Consider the following 21,871-nt stretch of genomic DNA (forward strand, 5'->3'; position numbering starts at 1 on the left):
AAAGGGTTACCTTCCAATATACAGAAATCGCACAAGGATTATTCTTCTTCCTCAATAGCAGCAGGTGTAGGCCGTAGTGGAATCGCCTCCGGAATCCGGTCGAGCCAGGGCAGACGCCGCCGGATGAGGCTTTCGTAGATCATGATGAGGTCGTAGGCTAGCAAAAGGGCCAGTATGCCCACCCCAAAATCGAGTTTTATCCGGAAAAAATGAAAAAGCAGGGCAATTAGAAAAAACAGAAGAATAAACTCAACAAGCTGCAGAGCCCGCGTGATGCCATGGAATACTTCATTGAAATCATCATACACCCAGTGGATTAACAACACATTCAGGTATCCGAAAATGGCGAGTAGAATGACGTTGAGCCAGTTGGGGAGCTCACGGATGAATTGTTCTTCCAGTGCCATATTGAGCACATTCGCGTGTATGGCAAGGCCGTACATGTCGGGTATGGCCCGGTTGGTGTAAGATTGATTGAGAGGAGTGTAGTGCCGGTCTTTCAGCAGGTCGCCCTCGTAGGGAGCAGGCAGGTAGCCCAGGAGCACTATTTTGCCATGGACAACCGAGCGGACCTCCTCAAGGCTCATGCTGTCCAAAAGCCGGTCCTGTTCCTGCCTCGGGAAGGCATACTGAGTACCAGTGTAGTGGATACGCTCTACTGGTTTGTTCCGTTCGAGCAATTTTGCGGCTTTCCCGGGCGCATAAATTTGCAAAAGCGCGGTCGCAAAGGCAGGCAGCGTATCTGCCCCCACCAGCTCCTGCGGGCTAAAATGACGGATGACCCGCGTCTGATTCGCCGGGAAGTTGACGTAGCCGAGGGTGCTGTAGTTGGCAAAAGCGGTGTCCACGCCTTTCCACTGCTCAAACTTCGTCGCCTTTGCGTTGACCTGATCGACTTCGCAGGCGAGGACGAGGTTGGGCGTCCGTTGAATGACCGTCTGCAAAAAAGAGTCTGCAGGAGAGACAGTCGACGCTTTAAACAGTACATCTACCCCAATAGCAGCCGCACCGGCTTCCCTTAACCGGTCAATCAGCAGTGCAATACGCCCGCGGTCCGGCTTGCCAATGTCCACGAGCAGTAAATCCTGGGTCCGGAGTGGCTGTTGCCGGGAGGAGTCGCTCAGGTAGGCATAGACGATGTCCGTAATCTCGTAGTTTTTGAGCCCGTTGTTGAAAGGGTCGATGTAGTGCATATTCAGCCGTATCAGGTTGAGAAACCAGATAAACAGAAAAATCAGCACCGTAATGATGATGCTGTGTGGCTGAATAATGCGGTTGAGCATAGGTTTATTTGAATCGGTAATTAGCCCAGCGGCTGAGCTGTCCTTTTTGGCCCAGCAAAAGTAGTACTTCCTTGTAAACCATGATTTCTCCGGTGGGCAGCTCAATTGAGGTTTTAGGTTCTCCGTAAAGATCCGTTAGCTCGGAGCGGGGGGTGCCGGCTTTGAAGCCGTCGTAAAGCTCTCCGGGATGCCCGGCGTCGGTCAGTTGCAGATAGAGGCTGGGATTGTTAGGCGACTTCACCATATAAACGGTTGAAGCGCTAAGGCCGTCGACCTGTTCGGGGGTCCAAATTCTGAAGTCGAGGGCTTCAAACAGCTCAATTTCCTTACGCTCCCGCCGGTACTGCCGGTCAAAGTTGGTTAGGTCATAGGGTTTCACGCTGTCGATATCATAGGCATCCGGCCCATCGGGTTTGCGGCCCGCCGGAATTGGGGTTTGCTTCATTTGGTTCAGGTTGTAAAGGGCTACAGCCGAGGGCGTTTCCAGCTGTTCCAGTTGCTGAATGGCGGCTTCCAGGTCGCCCCCTCGGGCGGTCAGCATAGCCATCAATACCTGAGCATCCGTTTTGGTTTTGGGGAATTGCCCCGGGTTGCGCTTTGCTTCCACGCCAGCGTAAAAAGCAGCCCGGTCGTTGTCTTCCAGCATGTAGTAGGCACAGGCCTTATTCAGGTAAGCCGGGGCATAGTCCGGGTCCATGCTAATGGCATTATTGAAGTAGGAAATGGCCTCGCGCAACAGCTTGGCCCGCCGTTCTTCCTTGTCTCCAAAACCGTCTTTGCTGCCTGCTCCAAAGGTCATATCCAGTTCCAGGGGCAAGCGGTACTTACGTTCGGATTCCGGGAAGTATTCCAGCGCCTCCAGTACGGTAATTACTCCAAGGTTGTTATAGATCTCCCTGCCCTGGTAGTCGATCAGAATGTGTTTGAAAAATACCCGGGCATCATCGTACTGGCCGATTGCGGCGAGCAAATTCCCCACTTCGAAGACCAGGACCAGGTCTTTGAGCTTTTCTTCTGACTTTTGGGCCAGCGCCTTACGGTCGTTCAGGCTGGGATAAGCGCCAGTAGTATCGACTTCCGGGAAAGGGTAGGTCTTATATATTTTATCCAGGAGGGCGGCCCGGTTGTCAAAAACGGGATAGCCGGCGGAGTACGCCAGGAATCCTCCAAGATAGTCGGCTTGCGTTTCGTTATTGATTTTATCATGGTCCACCATGCCTTGCAGTGTCCTTCCGATTTCCAGCTCCTGATAGGCTTTCGCAAAACCTGACCGCCACTGGTGCTTCTCGTAAAAGTGGACTAGTTCATGCCCGAGCAGCCCGGCGATAGCCGCTTCACCTTCCTGCTCCCCCAGTGACATGCAGATATCGTAGGCTTTTTCTTCCAGCCCAATCTGTGTGCCGCCGTAAACCAAAAACGCAGCATTATTTGCGGCCTTTGTCATAGCGAAAGCCGGGACCGGAAATCGCCGGTCGCCTTTGGCCTCCACAAGCCGGTTGTATATGGCCAGGGCTTTCTCATACTTCGGGCCCACCAGTGCTTCCATTTCTTGCTCCAGTTGGTCAGGCTTACTGATGTAGCTAAAAGCGTTACGGGGCTGCCCTGTAAGATTGAGCGCAAAGACCAGGCAAACAATAAGGATCAAACTAGGGGCTTTCATGGCGGGTTGGATTTAGATGGTATTTAAGGCTTGCAAACATGGGTCACCTTCACAAAATAGGAAATCTTGAATTAATACAACGGGGAAAGCCAGGTTCCTTTCCCTGGGTTGATTTGAATGCCTGTCTTTTGGTTACCTTTCAATAGAAAGTTTTTGGCCAGGGTAACCTATCTCCATCTTACCAAATCACTATATTTAGGAATTCATTTCCTGCCGCGGGGTCCTAATGAGCGGCCCACAGCCCTTTTTCTCCACCTTTAATCTACCTACCGATGAACGCACCTAAGTATTGTTTAGCTATGTTGATGTTACTGAACACAGCCTGGCTTTACGCCCAGGACCTGCATATTTTTTACGACGTATTTGAGGATACGGTTTACTATCAGATTGACGGGAAAGCTGTAGCACAGCCAGCCGTCAAAAAAGGGCAGCAGGTCATACTGCATGTGCTTAATTACAACGATTATATTTATGACCTGGAACTGGAAACCGAAGCAGAGGACTTCAATGTGCCCGCCTCAGGCAGCCCTTTATTTGGCGGCGGCAGCAGCGGTTCTGCACTGGCACAGTTTAGAAGCCTGACCGGAGGGATGGGGGGCACGGGTTTTGGATTAGACAGTACCCGCATCGCTGATCAGGGCAGTGGGATGGTGGACCAGGCGAATGTGTCTACCGCTACTAAAGCTATGGCCAGGCGGTTTGCCAGCCACCTGCAGGCGATGGAGGATATCGAAAGCGAGATTCAGGAGCTTAATGGCTATCTGAACAAAGAGTTGCAGAGCCAGGCTTTTCAACAGATAGCACTGGACGAGGTACGACAGCTCCGGCAGCATCCCGGACTATCGCCTAAAAAGATCAAAGCCCTTTCCATGGACTACCTCAAGCCCGTGCTGGGTGTCCGCCGGGATGAGCCTTTGAATATCGGGGAAGTGGTTCGTCGCACCGATCAGTCCAGTGCCATTCAAAAGACGGTTGAAGACTACGAGCAGGAAGTGGGGCAGCTTCAGATGGAACTGGAAAAACTGGAGGCTTCCCGCAGTGTCCTCTTCGAAGCTCCTGACCTGCCCGATACCGACCGCCTCGCACTGGCGGTAGCCTATGAATCTGCTGCCCTCCGTGTGGCAGGGTACGAGGAAAAAGCCCAGTCGGTCCGGGAACAACTCACTGGGCTGGAGAGCCTTCAGCTCAGGGAACTGACCGAACTGGGTTATCTCTATGAAGAAATGCAGGAGCACCGTTTCGAACAGAAGTTCGTCTTTAGCCCGGATGCTGACCTGACCACCTTCCGCATCCGGCTCAATCCGGTAGATTCTGCCCTGCAGCAGGGCGTAAGGCCTAAGCAGCTGAACCCTATCAAGCTGAATACCTACGGCGGGCTAAAGGTCAATGCGAGTGTAGGTGTAAGTTTCGTCCGCTTCTTTGACCGGCCACAGTCGTATAGCGTTCGGGACTCCTTTATCGTTGCAGATGACCAGGATGCCTTTTTGCCGATTATTTCCAGTTTTTTCCATTTCTACCCGCAGAGCCGGCGGCAGGTTTCCGTCGGGGGGACCTTTGGCCTTGGTATTGGGGTCGGAGGAGATAACGCGGGGCTGCAAACTTACTTTTTCGGCCCCAGCCTGATCCTTGGGCAGGGGCAGCGGGTGGTCTTCACCACTGGCCTTACCGGCGGGAAGGTAGAGCGCCTCGCACAAGGGTATCAACCTGGCGATGTGTACGATGCAACGATACTGCCCACTAAGTCGATTTACGAGTTGGGCTTTTTCCTGGGCATTTCCTTCAACATCATGGGCAATTAAACCTTGGGGGAGCCAGCCTGTTGGGCAAGAAAACACTTCATTCTATGTCTAAGCCCGGCCTGCTGTGGTTCCGAAAAGACTTACGCCTGCATGATAACCCCGTCCTGCACCGTGCTTTAGCGGAAAGCGATACGCTGCTGCCGGTCTTCTGCCTGGACCCGCGCTGGTTCCGGGAGCTGCCGCTGGGCTTCCGGAAAACGGGTGCCCACCGGCTGGCTTTTTTGCTCCAAAGCCTGACGGACCTGAAGAAGCGCCTGAAGGGGATTGGTGGCGATTTGCATATCGTCATTGGGCAGCCGGAGGAGGTTATTCCTAAGCTGGTCCGGGCACATGGCGTTCAAACCGTGTATGCACAGCGGGACATCACGTGGGAGGAACAACAGGACGAGCAAGCGGTACAACATACCCTGGCGCCATTGGGGTGTAATTTTGAAAGGGAGTGGAGCCATTTGTTATACCATCCGGATGATGTGTCCTTTGCACCGGAGGACACTGCCGCTACATTCAAAACCTTCCGCAAACACCTGAGGCAGGGGAGTAAGGTCCGGCCATTACTGCCAACGCCGGTTACTTTTCCGTTATTGGAATACACTTACGCACCGGTGCCGTCCATGGAGGATGTAGGTTTTAAGGCCACTGCCGGACAGCCTGCCTATCCCGGTGGAGAAACGGCGGCACTGGAGCGCCTGCAGTATTACTTTTTCGACAGCCAGTTGCTGACCCGGTACAAATGGACCCGCAATCAGTCGCTGGGCAGCGATTACAGCTCCAAGTTCTCGCCCTACCTTGCCTACGGCTGCCTCTCGCCCCGCCGGGTGTACTGGGAAAATAAAAAGTACGAGCGGGAGGTCAAAAAAAATGTATCCACCTACTGGCTGATCTTCGAATTGAAGTGGCGGGAGTTCTTCCAGTACCTGGGCATGAAGCACGGCAACCGTTTGTTTTTCCCGGGAGGGATTAAGGAAAGAGCGCACAGCTGGAAGAAGGACGAGGAGTTGTTCCGCCGGTGGCAGGAGGGGCGTACCGGTATCCCTTTCCTCGATGCCCACATGCGGCAATTGAACCAAACCGGCTTTATGAGCAACCGTGGCCGGGTCAATCATGCCAGCTTTTTGGCACAGGAGTATGGTATTGACTGGACCTGGGGCGCCGCCTGGTTTGAGGTGCAGCTCATCGACTACGATGTGTGCAGCAACTGGCTCAACTGGAATGTACAGGCTACTGAACAGCGCTTTACCAACGCCATCTGGCAGAGCCGCAAATACGATAAAAAAGGCGAATTTGTGCGGCATTGGCTGCCTGAGTTGGAAAAGGTACCGCCCCCTTACTGCTACGCCCCGTTTTTGATGGACGAGGCCACACAAAATAAATATGGAGTACGCATCGGAACAGACTATCCGGCACCGGAGCCACTTTCCGGCAAGTTGGAGTGGGCGGTGAAGCGGGTCAGTTGATTTTAATTCAGCAGCTCTATGCTTCGTTCCAGTATCCGGTCAGTATTGTCTTCTGCTGAGGAGTGCTGATAATGGTCCGGCGGCAGTCCAATGCCTTCAAAAAAGCGCCCGTCCGCCGTTTGCATCTGCCAGTGAGAAAACCGGTATATCCAGCCGTTGGGCAGTTCCCGGAAAATGGGATTGCCTGAGCCACCGCCTGTAGTGTCTCCTACTGTTTGTACATGGTCAAAGCGTTTCATTGCTAAAATAAAGTCTTCTGTGCTGCTGAAACAGCTCCGGTTGGTTAGCAACAGCACCGGTTTGGTATAAGTATTTCCAAGCGGTGCAATATTGTCTTCAATCCAGGGCGTAAAGTCATCGTGATTGGGGCCATTGCGGTAGCGAAATCGCCGGTAGAGGGTTTCTTTCGTAGCGAAGTGACCGGCAACGAGCTCGCTGTTGCGGTCGGAGCCGCCTCCATTGCCGCGAAGGTCTATAATCAGGCCCCGGGAGCCGGAAAAGTAATCCAGAGCCTCCCCGATTGCAGCATATTCACCAATTTCACTGCTGAAGTTTTTAATCCAGATATAGCCGAGCTCCGGCTGCTGCTGCAGATAGCCACCGTAGAGCACCGTACTAAAGTCAACCGCCGCTGTCAGGGAGATTCGCTCCAGGTCAGGCGGATCTGAGGGGCCACGCTCCCAAAAGGGGTAGCCACAGATGCCTGCCGGAGTGTAGAGATTGACATGGCCGTCTTCCAGGTCCTGAATGATGGTGCAAAGCAGGTCACGCAGGGCTTCTTCATCTGCTTGCGCGGCTTGTGGGGCGTATTGGGTGTGAATGGCATCCCAGTCGGTTCCCTTATAGTCAAAGTAGGCATAGTGCCGGTCCATTTCGGTCCAAAAGGACTGAAAAACCCCTGTGCTGCTGCTTTCAATATCCGGCTTGAGGCAGCCTGCCCAAACGCTGACTGGAAGGAGTATCAGGAAAGTTTTTTTGCTCATAATTCCGCCCATTTTAGGTGAACGCCCAATAGCAAACGGTGCTGCAAAGACCGTTGTGGTTGGACAATGTGTACAGAGGTGAGCTGAGCCTGATAATCAAGGGAGAGGCTGGTTTTTTTGCTAACTGTCCAGGAGGTGCCAGCTTCAGCATGCAGGAGGGCAAAGCGGGCTGGACCGTACAGGTTCCGGTGGTCCCAAATCCAATCTCTGGAAAAGTACCTTGGGCTGTGCCGCTTGGTAATGGCATAGTGCCATAAGGGCGTCCCCAGCACTATCCGGTAGCTTAAGTCTCCCTGCGGCTGCCAGTGTGCCCCCAGCGCGGGCCCGAATCCCAGAGCACCCTCAAACTGATCCTCTGTGATGCCGCCGATGTAGTGATGCTGCCGGTAGCTGACTGTCAGGTGCCCCATCATGCCGGCTAGTGTTTGCAGGGGGCCGGACGGACCTATTGCCCAAAGTTCAACGTGGTTCATCTGCCCGTAGTTGTGGCGGGCCGTATTGGAAGACGCTGTGAATGTACTGCTATTGCTACTGCTCAGCGCTGAGGCGGTATAGAGCAACTGAAACCGCTGGTAATGATCGGGGGGGTGCCGGGCGTAGCTGAGCCCGCCGGCTATGCTGTATCCTGATAGGATCAGAGGGGTGAGCTGAGGGTCCTTCCATTGCGTATGAGCAGCCATCAGGTGTGCACCCCACATCTGCGCTGACAGGCATAATGGCCACAACCAACTGGTCAAAAAGCATAAAACCCGCATTTTTAGCCCTCAAATTAAGAGCAGTAGTTCTGGCTGTCAATGACAAATCTAACCTACTCCGTACGATAAAGCCGCTCCGCCAGTGTGGGGTCAATGACAAAAGGATTAGGCTTCCCGTCCTGATGTCGGGCGATGGCCTGAGTGCGGGCGATTTCCCGCTCATCAGCCGGGTCGAGCTGATGCCAGAGCAGTAGCGTTTCGCGTTGTATCTGGAAGAATAGCGGGTCCGCTTCCAGGGCCTCTTGCCGGTAGATGGTGTAGAAATAAAACACAGCCCTGGCAATGTCACCTTTGCGGTCCTCACGGGGCTCGAATTGCTCGCCGGTTGATTCGCTGTAGTGGTCAATCTGTTGGTCAGGGGCATTGCTTTGCTCTGTATCCATGTAGTACCAGTGCTCCGTAAGTTCATCCGGTATTTCGGCAAAGGGGGCATTGCCGCGGGCGGCATTTACCGCCAGCCGGGTGGGGAAGAGGTGGTGCATATCTGACTTCGCATTCCCATATTTGGCGCCCTTGCTGCGTGGGTATACATGCTCGCAATTGATGCCATCTGCACTGCCTTCCTGATAAAGCGCCTGAGAGGGGTCTTCTCCCGGTGGCAGGTAAAGGCAATGACCGGAATAGATGCCGCAGACGGTATCGCGGTAGTTGTCAATTTTGCCATACATGATGTCACGGGCAGGGCCGTAGCCCAGTACCTGAGCAGGTGTAAACCGTTTCTGCACGGCCTGTAGCAGGTCATTGCCCTCAAGGTTGGAAAACAGGGGTACAGTGGGCTGAGCGCCCAGTCTTGTAGCGAACGAAATAGTGATAATGAATGGAAGCAAAAAGCGCATGCAGTTGGTTTTTGTGCGAAGATAAAAAAAGCGCAGCCCCGAATAAAGCTCCGGGGCTGCCCAAAAAACCAACTTCAAAAGGGGGGTTAAACGTGAATCTTATGGAATGGTATCACAGGCCTAAGCCCTTAACCCCGGCGGTCTTCGGTCCTGTGAGTGTCTGTTTGGGAATATGACGGATTACTCCGGATGCGGACTATCAATAATCAGGGATAACAGTACTGACTTACCCAAAAATCTATACGATTCATCTGAGTAATAGCTTTGGCTAGGAAATACCAAAGGTATTGTCAGTTAACAGGGGGGTATGTAGTAGTGCTGCTATAAGTTGTTGTGGAGATACAGCCAAAATTCGCTGTTTCCTATTTTAAGGTGCTATTTCAGTAGGTAAAGGTAGGTATTTTTGAGGGAATAGTCAAACTATTCATTTTTTTAGCTGTGGTAATTCTTTGGCGGCGGCATCAAGTTGATGGTAGAAGCCCTCGCCGTATTTTCGGATTAGCGCTTCTTTGAGGAACTGGTAGACAGGCATTTGGTGCTTTTTGCCCAGTGTGCAGGCGGCGGAACAGATGTCCCAGCGGTCGTAATTCAGGGCTTCCATTCCTGTGGCTCCGTGGCGTTCCACCCGAATGGGATAGAGGTGGCAGGATATCGGCTTTTTGAAGTCAGTGGCCCCGGCTTTATACGCACGTTCAATGCCACACTGGGCCACACCGTTTTCATCGTAGGTCATGTACGCGCACGGCCCATTGTTAATGAGCGGTGTGCCAAATTCCTGAGCATCCCCTTCATAATAGGTATATGGCCCTTCGGATTCAATGACTGCTCGTCCGGCAGGGCTGAGGAAAGGGCGAATGTCATCGTAAATACGCTCCAGAGTCCGGAGCTCTTCCTGCTCAAGAGGCGCACCATAGTCACCTTCCCAGCAGCAGGCGCCCTTACAGGCATCCAGGTTGCAGATGAACTGCTCACTGACCACATCGTCACTTATCAATATATCCCCGATCATCAACATGTGCTGTACCTGTTTAGGCTTACTTTTTATTAAAAAACAAAAATAGGCAACATCAGGAACTTACCTGTCATCAGACCGTAGATTCTACACTACAAACTTTAGGCATCCATTTCCTTCAGATACCGGATACAGGCCTGGTCTTCCTCCTCTGTGCTGGGGGCGTTGCTGAACCAGGCGTTCAGTATCTCTTTTAGCATTTCTTCAGAGGTATAGCGCAGGCTCATAGCGAGTATGTTAGCATCATTCCACTGTCGGGCACCAGCAGCGGTGGGCGCATCCCAACACAGCGCAGCCCGGGCACCTTTGACTTTATTGGCGGCCATGCTGACACCGGTGCCCGTCCAGCAAAATACAATGCCCTGATCCGCATGTCCCCTCACTACGGCTTCCGCCACTTCCATCCCAACTTTAGGCCAGGGGGCTTCGGCGGTGAGCAGCCTACCGAAGGGCAGCACTTCGTGCCCGCGTTTTTGCAGTTCTTCAACGGCTACTTTGAGGATGGTGGCGTCCATGTCACTTCCTATGGCGATGGTCATGTTCCCTTTTTTTCAAAAATATAAAGAAAAGGTCTGAGCTGTGAGGCAGCTAAAGGATTTGATAAAAAATACTGATCTGTTGATATTTAGCCAAATAAAAAGTAAATTGTAGGCGTTAAAACCCAAATGTGCATTCGTGTATTATTTGAACAACACCTAAAAACCCACCCATGCCCAAAAACCATGGCCCGAAATGGGCTCACCTATGCCTGAGAGTATAGCACTCAGAAGTACAGTCGAATGATGTAACCATTCCTCTTCACAACTTCTGACTTTCCCTGCTATGCCTACCAATTCTAACAATCCTCCTTCCACATTGCAGCAGCTTGCTCAGGAACTGGGCAAGGTTTATGACCCTGCCAAATATCAGGGCGTACTGCAACGCATGTTTCCCGGCGGTCCAATTGCGGAAATCCAAAACCAACTTCCTGCTTTACCCGCCAACTTTACGGAACAGGAATTGCCTGCCCAGCTTCAGGCACTCCGGCAGTGGGTGGAGGATGCCCGCAGCATCGGCCCCGGCAGCCTGATTGATGATGTGGCGGTCTTCGCGCGCCGGTTCAACGATTATTTGCTGGCCGATTACCTGCGGGATCACTGGTCCGGGTTTTATCAGCTAGGCAGCCTGCTGGGCTGGATCCGGTTTGAGCTGGATGAAGCGAATCGGTTCTTCGAAGATGCACCGGTGTATGGCGAAGTGCCTATCGACTGGGAGAGTCTGCCGCGGTTCTTTTCTGATCCTGCTGCTGTCTTTTCTGAAGCAGGGCATGGCTGGGGCACTGCGGGCTTCGAAGCACAGTATCCATTTCTTTTCTATCATTTGGGCGAGTGGCTGAATGCGCAGCGCTCTAAAGGTTTCCCTCCGGCTGATGCTGAACTGAGGGATGATGGCGAAAAGCTGTACGTTCCGATGTGGGCAGCTGGCACCGGAGGGGTTGCTACTAATTTTGGCTTTGAACTTTCTCTTCTGGGGCAACAGGGTATCAGGGCTACGCCACAGGGAGAAGCCGCTGCAGAACAGACCGTTACGCTTACGCAAACCGCCTCCCTTTTGCTGGAGCTCCTCCTTCAGGCTACGGTCGCGCTGGAGGGCGGCTTTCACATAGAAGTAACACCTGATGGGGCTGCACTAAAACAAACAGATACGAACCTGTCCGGTGAAGTCCTGGCAGGTATCCAAGCCTCCCGGCCCTCGGGGCGTTTGACGCTGCTGGGCACTGCTGAAGGGAACCGGCTGGACCTCCAGGCATTTTCTGCCAAAGCCGGGCTGCGTATCGCCACCGGAGATACGCTGGAGTTCCTCACGGAGCTGAGCCTTGAAGACGGCCGTATCCTGATCCTCAATGCAGGCAGTGATGGTTTTCTCAATAACCTCCTTCCTAAAGATGGCATAGCCGCTTTATTCGATCTGACCATCGGCTGGTCCAGCAAACAGGGGATCTACTTCCGGGGCAGTGCCGGGCTCGAAGTGAAAATTCCCGCCCATATCGAATTGGGGGCTATAGAAATACAAGGTATCAGCCTGGGGCTAAAGCCTAAGCTGGAAGCGGGCATCCCCCCGGCTTTTGAAATTCCACTGGGCACGGATGTGCAACTGCTCCTCGGTCCGTTTACGGCAGTAGTGCAGGAGATGGGTATCAAAGCCCTGATCAACTACCAGCCCTCAGGGGGTAACCTCGGCGTGCTGGATTTTGGGATGGATTTCAAACCACCCAAAGGCATTGGCCTGTCGCTGGAGACGCCTGCTATACAAGGTGGCGGTTACCTCTTCCTGGATTTTGAAAAGGGAGAGTATGCCGGTGTGGCTGAACTGACCATCAAGCAAATGGTGGCGGTCAAAGCCATCGGTATTATCCAAACCAAAAAACCGGACGGCAGCCCGGGCTTTTCCTTCCTGCTGCTGATTACTGCCGAATTCAAGCCGATCCAATTAGGCTTCGGCTTTACGCTGAACGGTGTTGGGGGCCTCATTGCTATCAACCGGGGCATGAACCTGGATGCGCTGGCCGCCGGGGTACGCACCAATGCCATTGACGCAGTCATGTTCCCGGATGATCCCATTGCGGAAGCCCCACGCATTATTGCTGACTTGAACCAGTTTTTCCCGGTAGCGGAAGGGCTCTACACCTTCGGGCTGATGGGCATCATCGGCTGGGGTACGCCTACGCTTATTGCGGTGGAACTGGGGCTGATCATACAGGTGCCTGACCCCGTGCAACTGGCGATTATTGGTGTGGTGCGGGTGCAATTACCAGACAAGCGGGCGCCGATTATCAACCTGCAGGCTAATTTTATCGGTGGAGTGGACTTTGAAAAAGGGGAGATGTTTTTCTTCGCGGCCCTCTTTGAATCTAACCTGGCACAATACCGTATTTCCGGGGAAATGTACTTCGCTCTCAACTGGGGCAGTGCGCCCAACTTCCTGTTTACGGTAGGTGGTTTCCACCCGGCATTCAGGCCACCCCCACTGCGGGCCATCAACGGCAACCTCAAGCGGATTACCATTAACCTGCTGCCTACCGATAACCCCCGACTGACCATTCAGGCTTACTTCGCGGTGACCTCCAATACGGTACAGTTTGGAGCGAGTGTCGACTTTTATTTTAAGGTGAGTAAGTTCAAGGTGGTCGGCTACCTGTACCTGGATGCGCTATTCCGCTTCAGCCCCTTCTATTTTATTGTGGAAGTGGGAGCAGGCCTTTCGGTGATGCTGGGTAGCCGGGAGCTGTTGGGCATTCACCTGCGCGGCTCGCTGTCGGGCCCTACACCCTGGCATATCAAAGGCACCGCCAGTTTCAAAATCCTGTTTATCAAGGTCAAAGTTCGCGTGAATAAACGCTTTGGAAAACAGCAAAAGGAAATGCTGCCGCCCCGCCCGGCACTGCCGCTACTTTTGGAAGCCTTACGCGATACCCGCAATTGGGAAGCCACCCTGCCCAAAGCCAAATCCCTGCAAGTGACCCTGCGCGAGCTGCCCGAAGAGGAGCTCATTGTACACCCTGCCGGTCAGCTGGCCATACGTCAGGACCGCCTGCCATTGGGGATGCGCTTTGATAAAATTGGCAACGAACAACCTAATGACTATACCGCTTTTCAGTTCTCTATAGAACAATACGGCGCCGCATCGTCTATCAAGGACTTCTTTGCGCCGGCGGAGTTCATTAAGCTGTCCGATAGCCAGCGGTTGAGCCGCAATGCTTTCGAGCGTATGCAGTCCGGCAGGAAAGTAGAGGGGAACATGGACCTCTTTACCGCTGAGCAGCCTGATGCCGCAGTACAACGCAGTTACCGTTTTGAGCAGATGATCATCGACGGGCCCGACTTTTTCGTCCGTCCGGCAGACCGGGCCAGAGCAGGCATGGAGCAGGCTGACTATGACACTTTTGTGAAAGGGAATGCAGTGGGCCGTTCTGTGCAGGGGCGGCAACAAGAGCTGAAGCGCAGGGAAAACCAGCAGGCTGTGCAGGCCCGTGCTGTGGCCTTCAGCCTCGTGGACCAAAGCAACCTTCGGCCTTTCAAGTTAAATGGCACAGCCCTGAAGTACGAATCTGAGGCAGAGGCACTGCAAGCCCTCCGGACCCTTCAATTCCGTAAACCCCAGCTGGGCCACCGCCTGCGCGTTGCCCCGGCCACTGAAACCGAAACACTATGAGCATAGCACAATACACCTTTTTACCCTGGGCCCGGCAAGGCATCAGCAGGGATATCAACGAACAGGATACGCTCGGCGGGACTGCCGGGCGAACCGGGCGGGCGACCATTGATGTGAGCCTGGCTTTGCAGGGCATACCCGTAGGCGGCTGGTCCATGCAGCCCATCACGGAGGCAACGGAAGACCCTGCCCGCCCCGGCAAACCCGTATACAAAAAAGTACAGCTGGTAGGCCCGGGCGATGTCACTGGCATCAAAGCCAACGCGGTGGTCCGGACAGAACCACGGGCTAATGTGGGCAATTTTGAACCCAACTACTTTCCGTACATCGAATTTTACGAAGAGGACTTTCCCTGGCGCTATACTCCGGCCCGTAGTGTAGATGGCAAGCTGCGTCCGTGGTTGGTACTTGTTGTACTGGAAGAAGCCGAATTTGAACGCCGGTTCCTGCCCGGGGCGGCCCTCTCTGCCATTACCAACGGGCAGTTGCCGATTGCTTTTCCACCAGCCTCCGAAACCTGGGCCTGGGCACATGTGCAGGCCAATGAACCCTTTCCTGCCGGTAATGAGACGGTAGCTCTTCAGCAATTGGTGGAAAAAGACCCCAACCTGGCCTCCTCCCGTCTGATTTGCCCCCGCCGGCTCAAGCCCAACACCCGCTACACCGCTTTTCTCCTCCCTGCTTTTGAGCAGGGGCGGCTATCGGGCCTGGGCGCTCCGCCTGAGCGCATCCTGAATGAAGACATACAGCAACCCTCCTGGGGGGCGCATCAAAACGACGAATACCAACAACTCTGGCCGGTTTATTTCGAATGGGAATTTCAAACCAGCGATCAGGCCGATTTCGAATACCTGGTGCGCCGTATCGAAGCACGGGTGATGGAAGACCCAGTGGGCCGCCGGCCAATGGATATGCAGGACGCCGGTTACAACCTGAGTTATACCGGTGTTGATGATGGGGTGTTACTGGTGGAGGGCGCCCTGCAAATTATTGATGCAGATGAAAGCCGCCTTGATTTTCTCGCTCAGGATGAAGCACAGGTCTTTGTAGGTAAGCTCCGGCAAATCCTCAACCTGAACGACCCTTCTGGCAGTGGCCCTCCGGTGGATACCTCACTTGATATCGATGGGGAATCGGACGATCCTTTCGTTCTTCCGCCCCTCTACGGGCAGTGGCATGCCGGAAAGACGCGCGTGGAAGAAGGTGGCGATAAGCCCTGGTTCCATTCCCTTAACCTTGACCCACGCAACCGGGTGGCAGCAGGCTTTGGTACTTTGGTGGTCCGCAAAAACCAGGATGCTTACATGGACCGTGCCTGGGAGCAGGCTGCGGAAATCCTGGAAGCCCAGCGACGGATTCGGCTGGCTCGCTTTTCGGCGGAAACGGCCCGGCAATTGCAGCGCTCCTACTTTAATGATATGGACGAGGCAACGTACTCCGCTTTTTCGTCATCTATGCATGCCCGGTCGTTATTCCCGGAAAGTGGAGCCGGAGGGCAGGCTGTGGCACAAGTTGTCCGTAAGCGGGTACTCCAAACCGGAGAGTTGTCTGCACGCCTCACAACAGAACGCAATGCGCGGCAACAAAAAATAAACGAAAAGGAGACCGCAGAAACAGAACTGCAGGGCATCCTGCAAGCCATTACAGCGAAAGAAGCGGACATTACCGCCAAGGAAGCACAAATCGACAGCCTCAATGAAGAAATCGATGCTTTAGAAGAGGATATTACCTCCCTTACTGGCGAAATCGCTGCACTGAATAGCCAAATCAGCGAGAAAACTACGTCCATTGACACTTTAAATAGCGAAATCGCTACCCTGAATGGTGAAATCGCTGCACTTGAGCAAGCCCTGGCCGATGCCAGTAACAGCAGTGAGGCAGCAGCGATTACGACTCAGTTAAATACCGTTACAACACAGCGCAATCAACGGGTGACACAGCGCGATGGGCTCATAGCTGAACGCGATGCCTTAGGAACCCAACGGGATGGGCTGGAAGCGGACAAGGATCAAAAAGAAGCAACCCGCAATGACAAAGTAAACGCCCGAACTACCGCCCAGAATGAGTTAAACGTTCTGAACAATCAGTTGGTGGGGCTGCGGAATGATGAGGAAGATAAACGGGACGAGATTCAAACGCTTAAAAGTGAAATCGCCAGTCTTGAGCAGGAAATTCTGCGGCTGTCCCGCCTGCACTTGCCCACCTCCACTTTGCGGCAGGATTACCGTAAAATGGCGCGGGTGAACGGGCCTTTGCTCCGGCGCGCCGATATAGGCGAGGTTGCTCAGGACCCGATGGTGGAAATTTCCCTTCAGGTTGATGAGACTTCTACGGGTACCGCAGTGGCTAATACATCAGTGAGCAAAGATTGGGAAGACCTGCAATGGGGGGCTGATACTTTCCGCAAAATGGAGCTGGTTACCGTGGAAGGGTTTGCGGTGACGACACCCGGGCTGGTCCGCTCACAAATCCAAAAATTTATGGAGGCCTATCAGGGACTGAATCAGCGCCTGCGCCAATTAGTCCAGGTGCCCCCTGAAACCATGGTGCCTGGAGCCGATACCCGCACGCGCCCCTTGCTCGCCTATCCGGAATTCAGGGAGGCTACCTACGAGGCACTCGCAAAAATCTCCTCTGAGCTTATGCTGCCCAATGTGCAGCGCATTCCCATGGACACCTTCTCCCTGCTTGAGGTCAATCAACGCTTCATTGAAGCTTACCTGGTCGGGCTCAACCACGAGATGGCGCGGGAACTCCTGTGGCGGGAGTTCCCTACGGATCAGCGCGGCAGCTATTTCCGCAGCTTTTGGGACGATACTGATAATCTGGACACTACTTTTCCGCCTCCCGATATCGAACTGTTGACCAAAATGGACCAACCGCTCGGGCAAAACCTCCCGGCTGACCGCCCCATTCCGCCACCAGATCCGGACAATCCCAATGTGGTATTCGTCATTCGCAGTGAATTGCTGAAGAAGTTTCCGAATGCCCTCGTGTACATGCAGAAGGCTAAAAATGTGAAGGCGCCAAGAGGGTTGACTACTGGCACAACGGCTAATCAACGCAAAATGCCTGTTTTTCAAGCCAAAATCGATCCGGAAATTTCCTTCTTCGGCTTTCCCATTTCTGCTGAGGAAGCACTGGGCAGCGATACCGATCCCGGCTGGTTCTTTGTGGTACAGGAACGCCCCGGCGAGCCCCGCTTCGGGCTTGATATTACGGCTGAGGATGCAGGCAGTAGTTTCGATTCAATCCATGAGTGGAATGACCTGGCCTGGCCTCATGTTGGGGTAGCACCCCATGATTTTCTGCGCATAAATGACCTCAGCAGAGAACCGTTGCCACCAGAATCAGGAGAGCCTCATACCTATACCTGGGGCAAAAACAGCGCCCACATGGCGGGCATATTGCTACAACTTCCATTTCGGGCAGCCGTGCACGCTACCGATATGATCAAACTCCCAACCGATGCCTGAAACCAATGCAGACCAACTGAACAATGCCCTGTCGGCTCTGAATGGCGCTATACCTATCGCTTTGTTCCCGGTTAAGGTACAAACCCGGTTTGCGACACAACCTATGGTGGATGCCCTGGGCAATGGGCCCGTCCCCGCACCTGACCCTGCTGCTGCTCCGGTAGAACTCTGGGTTCGGATTTACCCTGATGATATTTTCGTCCATACCCACGAAGATCGGCTTACAGAAGATGAGCGCTCGGCTGCCGGGGACTACTGGGCGGCACTTTGGGCGGCAGCAGGTCAGACCGACCGGCAGGATCAGCAAGCCGGAGCCTGGCGCTCCCTGTCAGAGGATTACGGACCAATACGCGCCCGCTACATTTTGCGGGAAACCCGCCCTGTAGGGGGATTGGATGCAGAGGGGTTCCCACAATCGGCCCCCCAACTGCCGGATCTTGAAACTACCGAGGAGAGCTGGGCAAATGCACCACGCACGTACCTCCTGCCCGACCGCTTTGTGGTAAGCATAGAACAAGCCGGCGCTCATCGCCACTACCAAGGCGCCCCAATTGATAAAACCGAAGATGGAGCACTGCGGCTGGGCCTCGATCCCGGTAGCCCCGATGAGTTTGAAGACACCCCGGAAGGCCGGCAGGTGCCCGAAGATTTGAAGTGGATGACAGACTTTCCCAAGGCAGTGGAAGTAGGCATGGCGCTGCGAATTCCACTCGGAAGTTGGGGGGCTGAAGACCAAATTGACCGTCTGACGGTGCTGGGTTGGAAGGGCGGAGCAGCACCCGCATCAGGTACAGCTGTACTCGGCCGCCTGTTGGAAAACCACCGGTATAAAGTTGGAGGCATGGACCTGGCAGGTGTAGGAACCCCTACGAACAATACCCGGGAATCGGATTCCACCCTCGCACCCGAAGACCGGGACTCTGATGTGCCCGTACGAGATGGTAGTACCGGCAGCGATGCGGAGCAGTTAGCCCTGGCATTAGGCTTGCCTGTAGATACCTTCGCAGGCCTTGACAACAGTGGCCTGAGCAGTATTGCGGATGCCCGTAAAGTACATGAGTTACTCTTTGATGTAACCCTTGGACAGGCTTTGGAATTCTGGCAGCCGAGCCTGAGCGCTGCCCTCCGCAGTCAGCTCAGGCAACATTTTGTGAGTTGGGTAAGCGGGCGCGGGCATCTGCCTGCATTGCAAATTGATGATCAGCCCTATGGCATTCTACCTGCACTCTCATGGTCTGCCCTGAATAGCAATCATGCCCATCCGGAAGGCAGTTTGCTGCGGCAGCTTTGGGACCATATCCTTTGGCCGCTGCACCGTTGGTACAGCGCTCAATTGGATCAGGTGGCGCACATCGAAAGAGGGGTCAGCCCCCGGCAGGCGCAATTGCAATTGTTATCGGTACTTCAGCTTCATCCTACAAGTGTGGCCTACCGGCAAAGGTTTGCACTTCGCCCGGAAGTGGCTGGCGATGAAGCACTGCGCAACCTGTTTCTCATTCCGGAAGGCGATGCCAGAGCTGACCGTGAGGGAGATAGCATCTCAGCCCAGCTTAGTACCAACGGCATGCCCGGTGTAGAGAATACCGAAAAGTTGCTTTTCGAAACCCAGGCCCGTCCTTTGCTATGGGAGACCGGCGATGATGGCAGATTGATTGAAGCCACTGATGAAGACCCGCTCCTGGGCATGGAAGGCGGCATGATCCCACCATTGCCCGATTCAGACCAAAATTACCTGCAATGGCTGGCGGAGCATGGGCCGGATACTGCCCCTCCCGGCTCAGCGCCTCCGAGGGCTATTTTGTACCATTTACTAAAGCGGCGGTTGCAGTTGCCATCTTCTTCCCAACCGGGAGCTGCTTCTCCTCAGGCGTTGCTCAATGAGATTAAAGACTGGCCTGCGCCCTACCTGAGGCGTATGGTACAGGAGCACCTTGACTGCTGTACGTATCGCCTCGATGCCTGGCTGAGCAGTTATGCCGCATTCAGGCTCCAGGAAATACGGCAGGAAAACGCCGAAGGTATTTACATCGGGGCCTGGGGCTACCTGGAGCACCTGAAGCCGGAACAACGGGCCGTGCAACCAGAGTACATTCCTGCGCCTTCCCTGCGCCATGCCACCGCAGCGGCCGTCTTGCGCAGCGGTTATCAGAACAACCGCTCAAGTGGTACCGGGGATAACCTCTTTGCCGTGGGGCTGAGCTCCGGGCGGATGAGAAATGCCCTTTTCCTGCTGGAAGGCGTTCGCAACGGGCAGGACTTATCCGCTTTGCTGGGCTACCGGCTGGAGCGCGCCATGCAGGAATTCCGGAACGGTGGAGTACCTACACTTGCGCCATTCATACAGGACCTGCGCGAAAAGTACCGCTTTGAAGTGATCCCGGTCATTGGAGAAAATCAGGGCAGTGCCCCGGATACAGAGGAAGACTTCTCGCAACGGGTGATCGATGCTGTGGCCCTCGTCGAAGATGAAACAGAAGGTTGGCGATCAGTAGTTAGCGCGGCTGTAGTGGCTGACCTGGAGCCCATCGTAACCGGGTTGGCAGAGCAACTTGACAGTGTGAAAGACCTGCTCGCTGCGGAAGGAGTCTATCAACTGGTGGACGGGCAGGCAGACCGTGCCAAAGCTGCTCTTGATGCTATGACCGACGGGGAACAGCCTACTCGTCCGGAAATTGTAGACCAGCCTAAGAGCAGCGTGCCCCTGACTTTTCGTACGGGCGTACTGCTGCAGGACCGCCCGTTTGTGACTGGGGGCGGGCCCCTTTCGCCCCGGGCGGTAGTCAGCCCAAAGCTCAACCGCTGGTTAAAAGATCAGTTGCCTGACCTCAGCTTCATAAAGGTGCGGGTGCGTTGGCAAAGCGGGGTGGATAGTGATGGCAATCCGGTCTTTGAAGCAATGACTATGCCTCTGCGGAACATTACGATTGAACCAATAGACCTGGTGTATATGATGCACCTGCAGCGCGAAAATCCGGATACGAGTGAGCTTCAGTACCGTATCGAGCGGGTGGTACGCCGGCAACGGAGCCTGCCTCTGACTTCCAGAATTCAGATTCTGGAACAAGACCGCACAGGGTTTGATCCATCAGATTACACCCTTTTTGCCGTAGAGCCTCTTGCCGCCGGTCTTGGCAAGCTGTTAATGGAAACCCGCAGCCTGCGCCCTGAGGATTTTCTGAGGGCCAACGACGAGTCGGTGGAAGCTGCCGGGCAATTTTGGGAACCGGAGTTCCTGCGCCGGCAATTGCGGAATGTGGCATTGGAGTGGGAAGACATGGACACCACTTTGGCCAATGCACTGGATACGGCACAGGAGCTGGCGAACAGCATTTCCGGCAACGGTACGCATCCGCAACTGGAGCAACGCCTTCGGTCTATCCGGGAAGATACTTTTTTCTATGCAGGACTGGGCTGGGTGAAAGCGGTTCCACCGGCGATTGACCGTTTGGACAAGCTTACGCTGGAACAGGAAATCCGGCGTTGCCGCAATATACTTGAGGATGCCCGAAAGCGTATGGCACAGGCAATAGATACCTGGCAGGAGGGAAGTACGCAGCTGCTCTCGGCAATGCTCAGGCAGCCACCGCCCGGTCAGGATACTGCCGGGGAAGTTGCGCTTTTGGAAACCCTTACGGAGCTGCTGTTTGGCCGGTTTTACCGGATATACCCTGATTTTCGGCTTCCGGCAGCTGCTCAGCTGCAACAGTCCATGACCGACCCTGAACTGAAGAGCTCTGCTGATGATTTTGCCATTGAGCGCTGGCTTCAGACACAAGCCCCCTTGCGCTCTAAAATGGACTTGTACTTCCGTTGCCAGATGCTGACGGGGCTCTTCGGTGGGACAAAAGAAGGCGACGGGATGTCACTGCTGCAATTGCCGTTGCGGGAAGGCAAGCCCGGGCCATGGGTAGGGCAGGAATATGGCAGTTTTATTCCCCACGGCGATACGATGGCGATGACACTTGAGCTTCAGGAGGACTTTTCCTTCAGCAACGGTACTTTTTCCGGACTTCTAATTGATGACTGGCAGGAGCTGATACCCGATCCGGAAGTGAACGCAGGCATTGCCCTGCAATACGATCAGCCCGATACCGAGCCGCCCAATGCTGTACTGTTGGCGATGACACCCCGGCGCGGCGCCGCATGGGACTGGCCCGTTTTGCAAAATACGGTTCTCGATAATCTGCACCTGGCTAAGCTCCGCGGGGTGGACCCGGATATTCTCAAGAACAGCTTTCTTGATCAGTTTTTACCGCTGGTTTTAGGAGAAGTGTCCATCACGGAAGAAGCGGGCGAACGGGCGTACGGCGGCTTACTGTTTGGTGCGCCTCCGGGGGAACAACGTATCGTAGAGGCACCACCTACAGAAGTTACGGATGACGATTTAGCAGGACTGGACCTGGGCAACACCATTGAATAACA

At 54.3% G+C, this 21,871-nt stretch carries 12 protein-coding genes; 5 read left to right on the forward strand and 7 right to left on the reverse strand.

Features of this window, described 5'->3' with window-relative positions; genetic code table 11:
* Window positions 1–38 precede the first annotated feature (38 nt).
* On the reverse strand, window positions 39–1,283 hold the full coding sequence (locus ACO08I_RS18115; protein WP_282784583.1) for a CHASE2 domain-containing protein: 1,245 nt from the start codon (window positions 1,281–1,283) through the stop codon (window positions 39–41).
* A 4-nt stretch (window positions 1,284–1,287) separates the two neighbouring features.
* Window positions 1,288–2,943: a hypothetical protein gene (locus ACO08I_RS18120; protein WP_421946681.1), complete on the reverse strand. Its 1,656-nt coding sequence runs from the start codon at window positions 2,941–2,943 to the stop codon at window positions 1,288–1,290.
* Between the two features lie 299 nt (window positions 2,944–3,242).
* Here ACO08I_RS18120 and ACO08I_RS18125 point away from each other — a divergent pair, with 299 nt between their 5' ends.
* Both ACO08I_RS18125 and ACO08I_RS18130 read left to right on the forward strand, forming a co-directional pair.
* Complete coding sequence (locus tag ACO08I_RS18125; RefSeq protein WP_421946682.1) at window positions 3,243–4,742, forward strand: hypothetical protein; 1,500 nt, start codon at window positions 3,243–3,245, stop codon at window positions 4,740–4,742.
* Window positions 4,743–4,786: 44 nt separating this feature from the next.
* Complete coding sequence (locus tag ACO08I_RS18130) at window positions 4,787–6,196, forward strand: DASH family cryptochrome (RefSeq protein WP_421946683.1); 1,410 nt, start codon at window positions 4,787–4,789, stop codon at window positions 6,194–6,196.
* Window positions 6,197–6,198: 2 nt separating this feature from the next.
* On the opposite strand, the gene ACO08I_RS18135 is transcribed toward ACO08I_RS18130, so the two are convergent.
* From ACO08I_RS18135 to ACO08I_RS18155, 5 genes are all read right to left on the reverse strand, one after another.
* Window positions 6,199–7,179, reverse strand: a complete 981-nt coding sequence (locus ACO08I_RS18135; protein WP_421946684.1) for a S41 family peptidase — start codon at window positions 7,177–7,179, stop codon at window positions 6,199–6,201.
* Window positions 7,176–7,916, reverse strand: coding sequence for a hypothetical protein (locus ACO08I_RS18140; protein WP_421946685.1), 741 nt, complete (start codon window positions 7,914–7,916; stop codon window positions 7,176–7,178). Before ACO08I_RS18140 ends, ACO08I_RS18135 begins: the two co-directional genes overlap by 4 nt.
* A 71-nt stretch (window positions 7,917–7,987) precedes the next feature.
* Window positions 7,988–8,770: an endonuclease gene (locus tag ACO08I_RS18145; protein WP_421946686.1), complete on the reverse strand. Its 783-nt coding sequence runs from the start codon at window positions 8,768–8,770 to the stop codon at window positions 7,988–7,990.
* A gap of 424 nt (window positions 8,771–9,194) precedes the next feature.
* On the reverse strand, window positions 9,195–9,785 hold the full coding sequence (locus ACO08I_RS18150; protein WP_044219303.1) for a DUF3109 family protein: 591 nt from the start codon (window positions 9,783–9,785) through the stop codon (window positions 9,195–9,197).
* Between the two features lie 98 nt (window positions 9,786–9,883).
* Window positions 9,884–10,321 carry an RpiB/LacA/LacB family sugar-phosphate isomerase gene (locus ACO08I_RS18155; RefSeq protein ID WP_282775392.1) on the reverse strand — a complete coding sequence of 146 codons (438 nt, stop codon included), beginning with the start codon at window positions 10,319–10,321 and terminating at the stop codon, window positions 9,884–9,886.
* Between the two features lie 283 nt (window positions 10,322–10,604).
* Between ACO08I_RS18155 and ACO08I_RS18160 the strand changes: the two genes are divergently transcribed.
* From ACO08I_RS18160 to ACO08I_RS18170, 3 genes are read left to right on the forward strand one after another with little or no spacing between them, the layout of a single operon-like run.
* The gene (locus ACO08I_RS18160) at window positions 10,605–13,973 is read left to right on the forward strand and encodes a DUF6603 domain-containing protein (protein WP_282775393.1); all 3,369 of its coding nucleotides are present in this window, start codon (window positions 10,605–10,607) and stop codon (window positions 13,971–13,973) included.
* On the forward strand, window positions 13,970–17,449 hold the full coding sequence (locus ACO08I_RS18165; protein WP_421946687.1) for a hypothetical protein: 3,480 nt from the start codon (window positions 13,970–13,972) through the stop codon (window positions 17,447–17,449). Before ACO08I_RS18160 ends, ACO08I_RS18165 begins: the two co-directional genes overlap by 4 nt.
* A complete protein-coding gene (locus ACO08I_RS18170; RefSeq protein WP_421946688.1) occupies window positions 17,442–21,869 on the forward strand; it encodes a hypothetical protein in 4,428 nt (1,475 codons plus the stop codon). Before ACO08I_RS18165 ends, ACO08I_RS18170 begins: the two co-directional genes overlap by 8 nt.
* Window positions 21,870–21,871: the final 2 nt, after the last annotated feature.

Source organism: Phaeodactylibacter xiamenensis, assembly GCF_965229835.1.
Taxonomy (GTDB): Bacteria; Bacteroidota; Bacteroidia; order Chitinophagales; family Saprospiraceae; genus Phaeodactylibacter; species Phaeodactylibacter xiamenensis.

Bases quoted from the DNA above. Each gene is read 5' to 3' on its own strand.
- ACO08I_RS18170 (WP_421946688.1), top strand. From the start codon at position 17,442: ATGCCTGAAACCAATGCAGACCAACTGAACAATGCCCTGTCGGCTCTG.
- ACO08I_RS18120 (WP_421946681.1), bottom strand. From the start codon at position 2,943: ATGAAAGCCCCTAGTTTGATCCTTATTGTTTGCCTGGTCTTTGCGCTC.
- ACO08I_RS18135 (WP_421946684.1), bottom strand. From the start codon at position 7,179: ATGAGCAAAAAAACTTTCCTGATACTCCTTCCAGTCAGCGTTTGGGCA.
- ACO08I_RS18160 (WP_282775393.1), top strand. From the start codon at position 10,605: ATGCCTACCAATTCTAACAATCCTCCTTCCACATTGCAGCAGCTTGCT.
- ACO08I_RS18115 (WP_282784583.1), bottom strand. From the start codon at position 1,283: ATGCTCAACCGCATTATTCAGCCACACAGCATCATCATTACGGTGCTG.
- ACO08I_RS18165 (WP_421946687.1), top strand. From the start codon at position 13,970: ATGAGCATAGCACAATACACCTTTTTACCCTGGGCCCGGCAAGGCATC.
- ACO08I_RS18125 (WP_421946682.1), top strand. From the start codon at position 3,243: ATGTTGATGTTACTGAACACAGCCTGGCTTTACGCCCAGGACCTGCAT.
- ACO08I_RS18155 (WP_282775392.1), bottom strand. From the start codon at position 10,321: ATGACCATCGCCATAGGAAGTGACATGGACGCCACCATCCTCAAAGTA.
- ACO08I_RS18130 (WP_421946683.1), top strand. From the start codon at position 4,787: ATGTCTAAGCCCGGCCTGCTGTGGTTCCGAAAAGACTTACGCCTGCAT.
- ACO08I_RS18150 (WP_044219303.1), bottom strand. From the start codon at position 9,785: ATGTTGATGATCGGGGATATATTGATAAGTGACGATGTGGTCAGTGAG.
- ACO08I_RS18145 (WP_421946686.1), bottom strand. From the start codon at position 8,770: ATGCGCTTTTTGCTTCCATTCATTATCACTATTTCGTTCGCTACAAGA.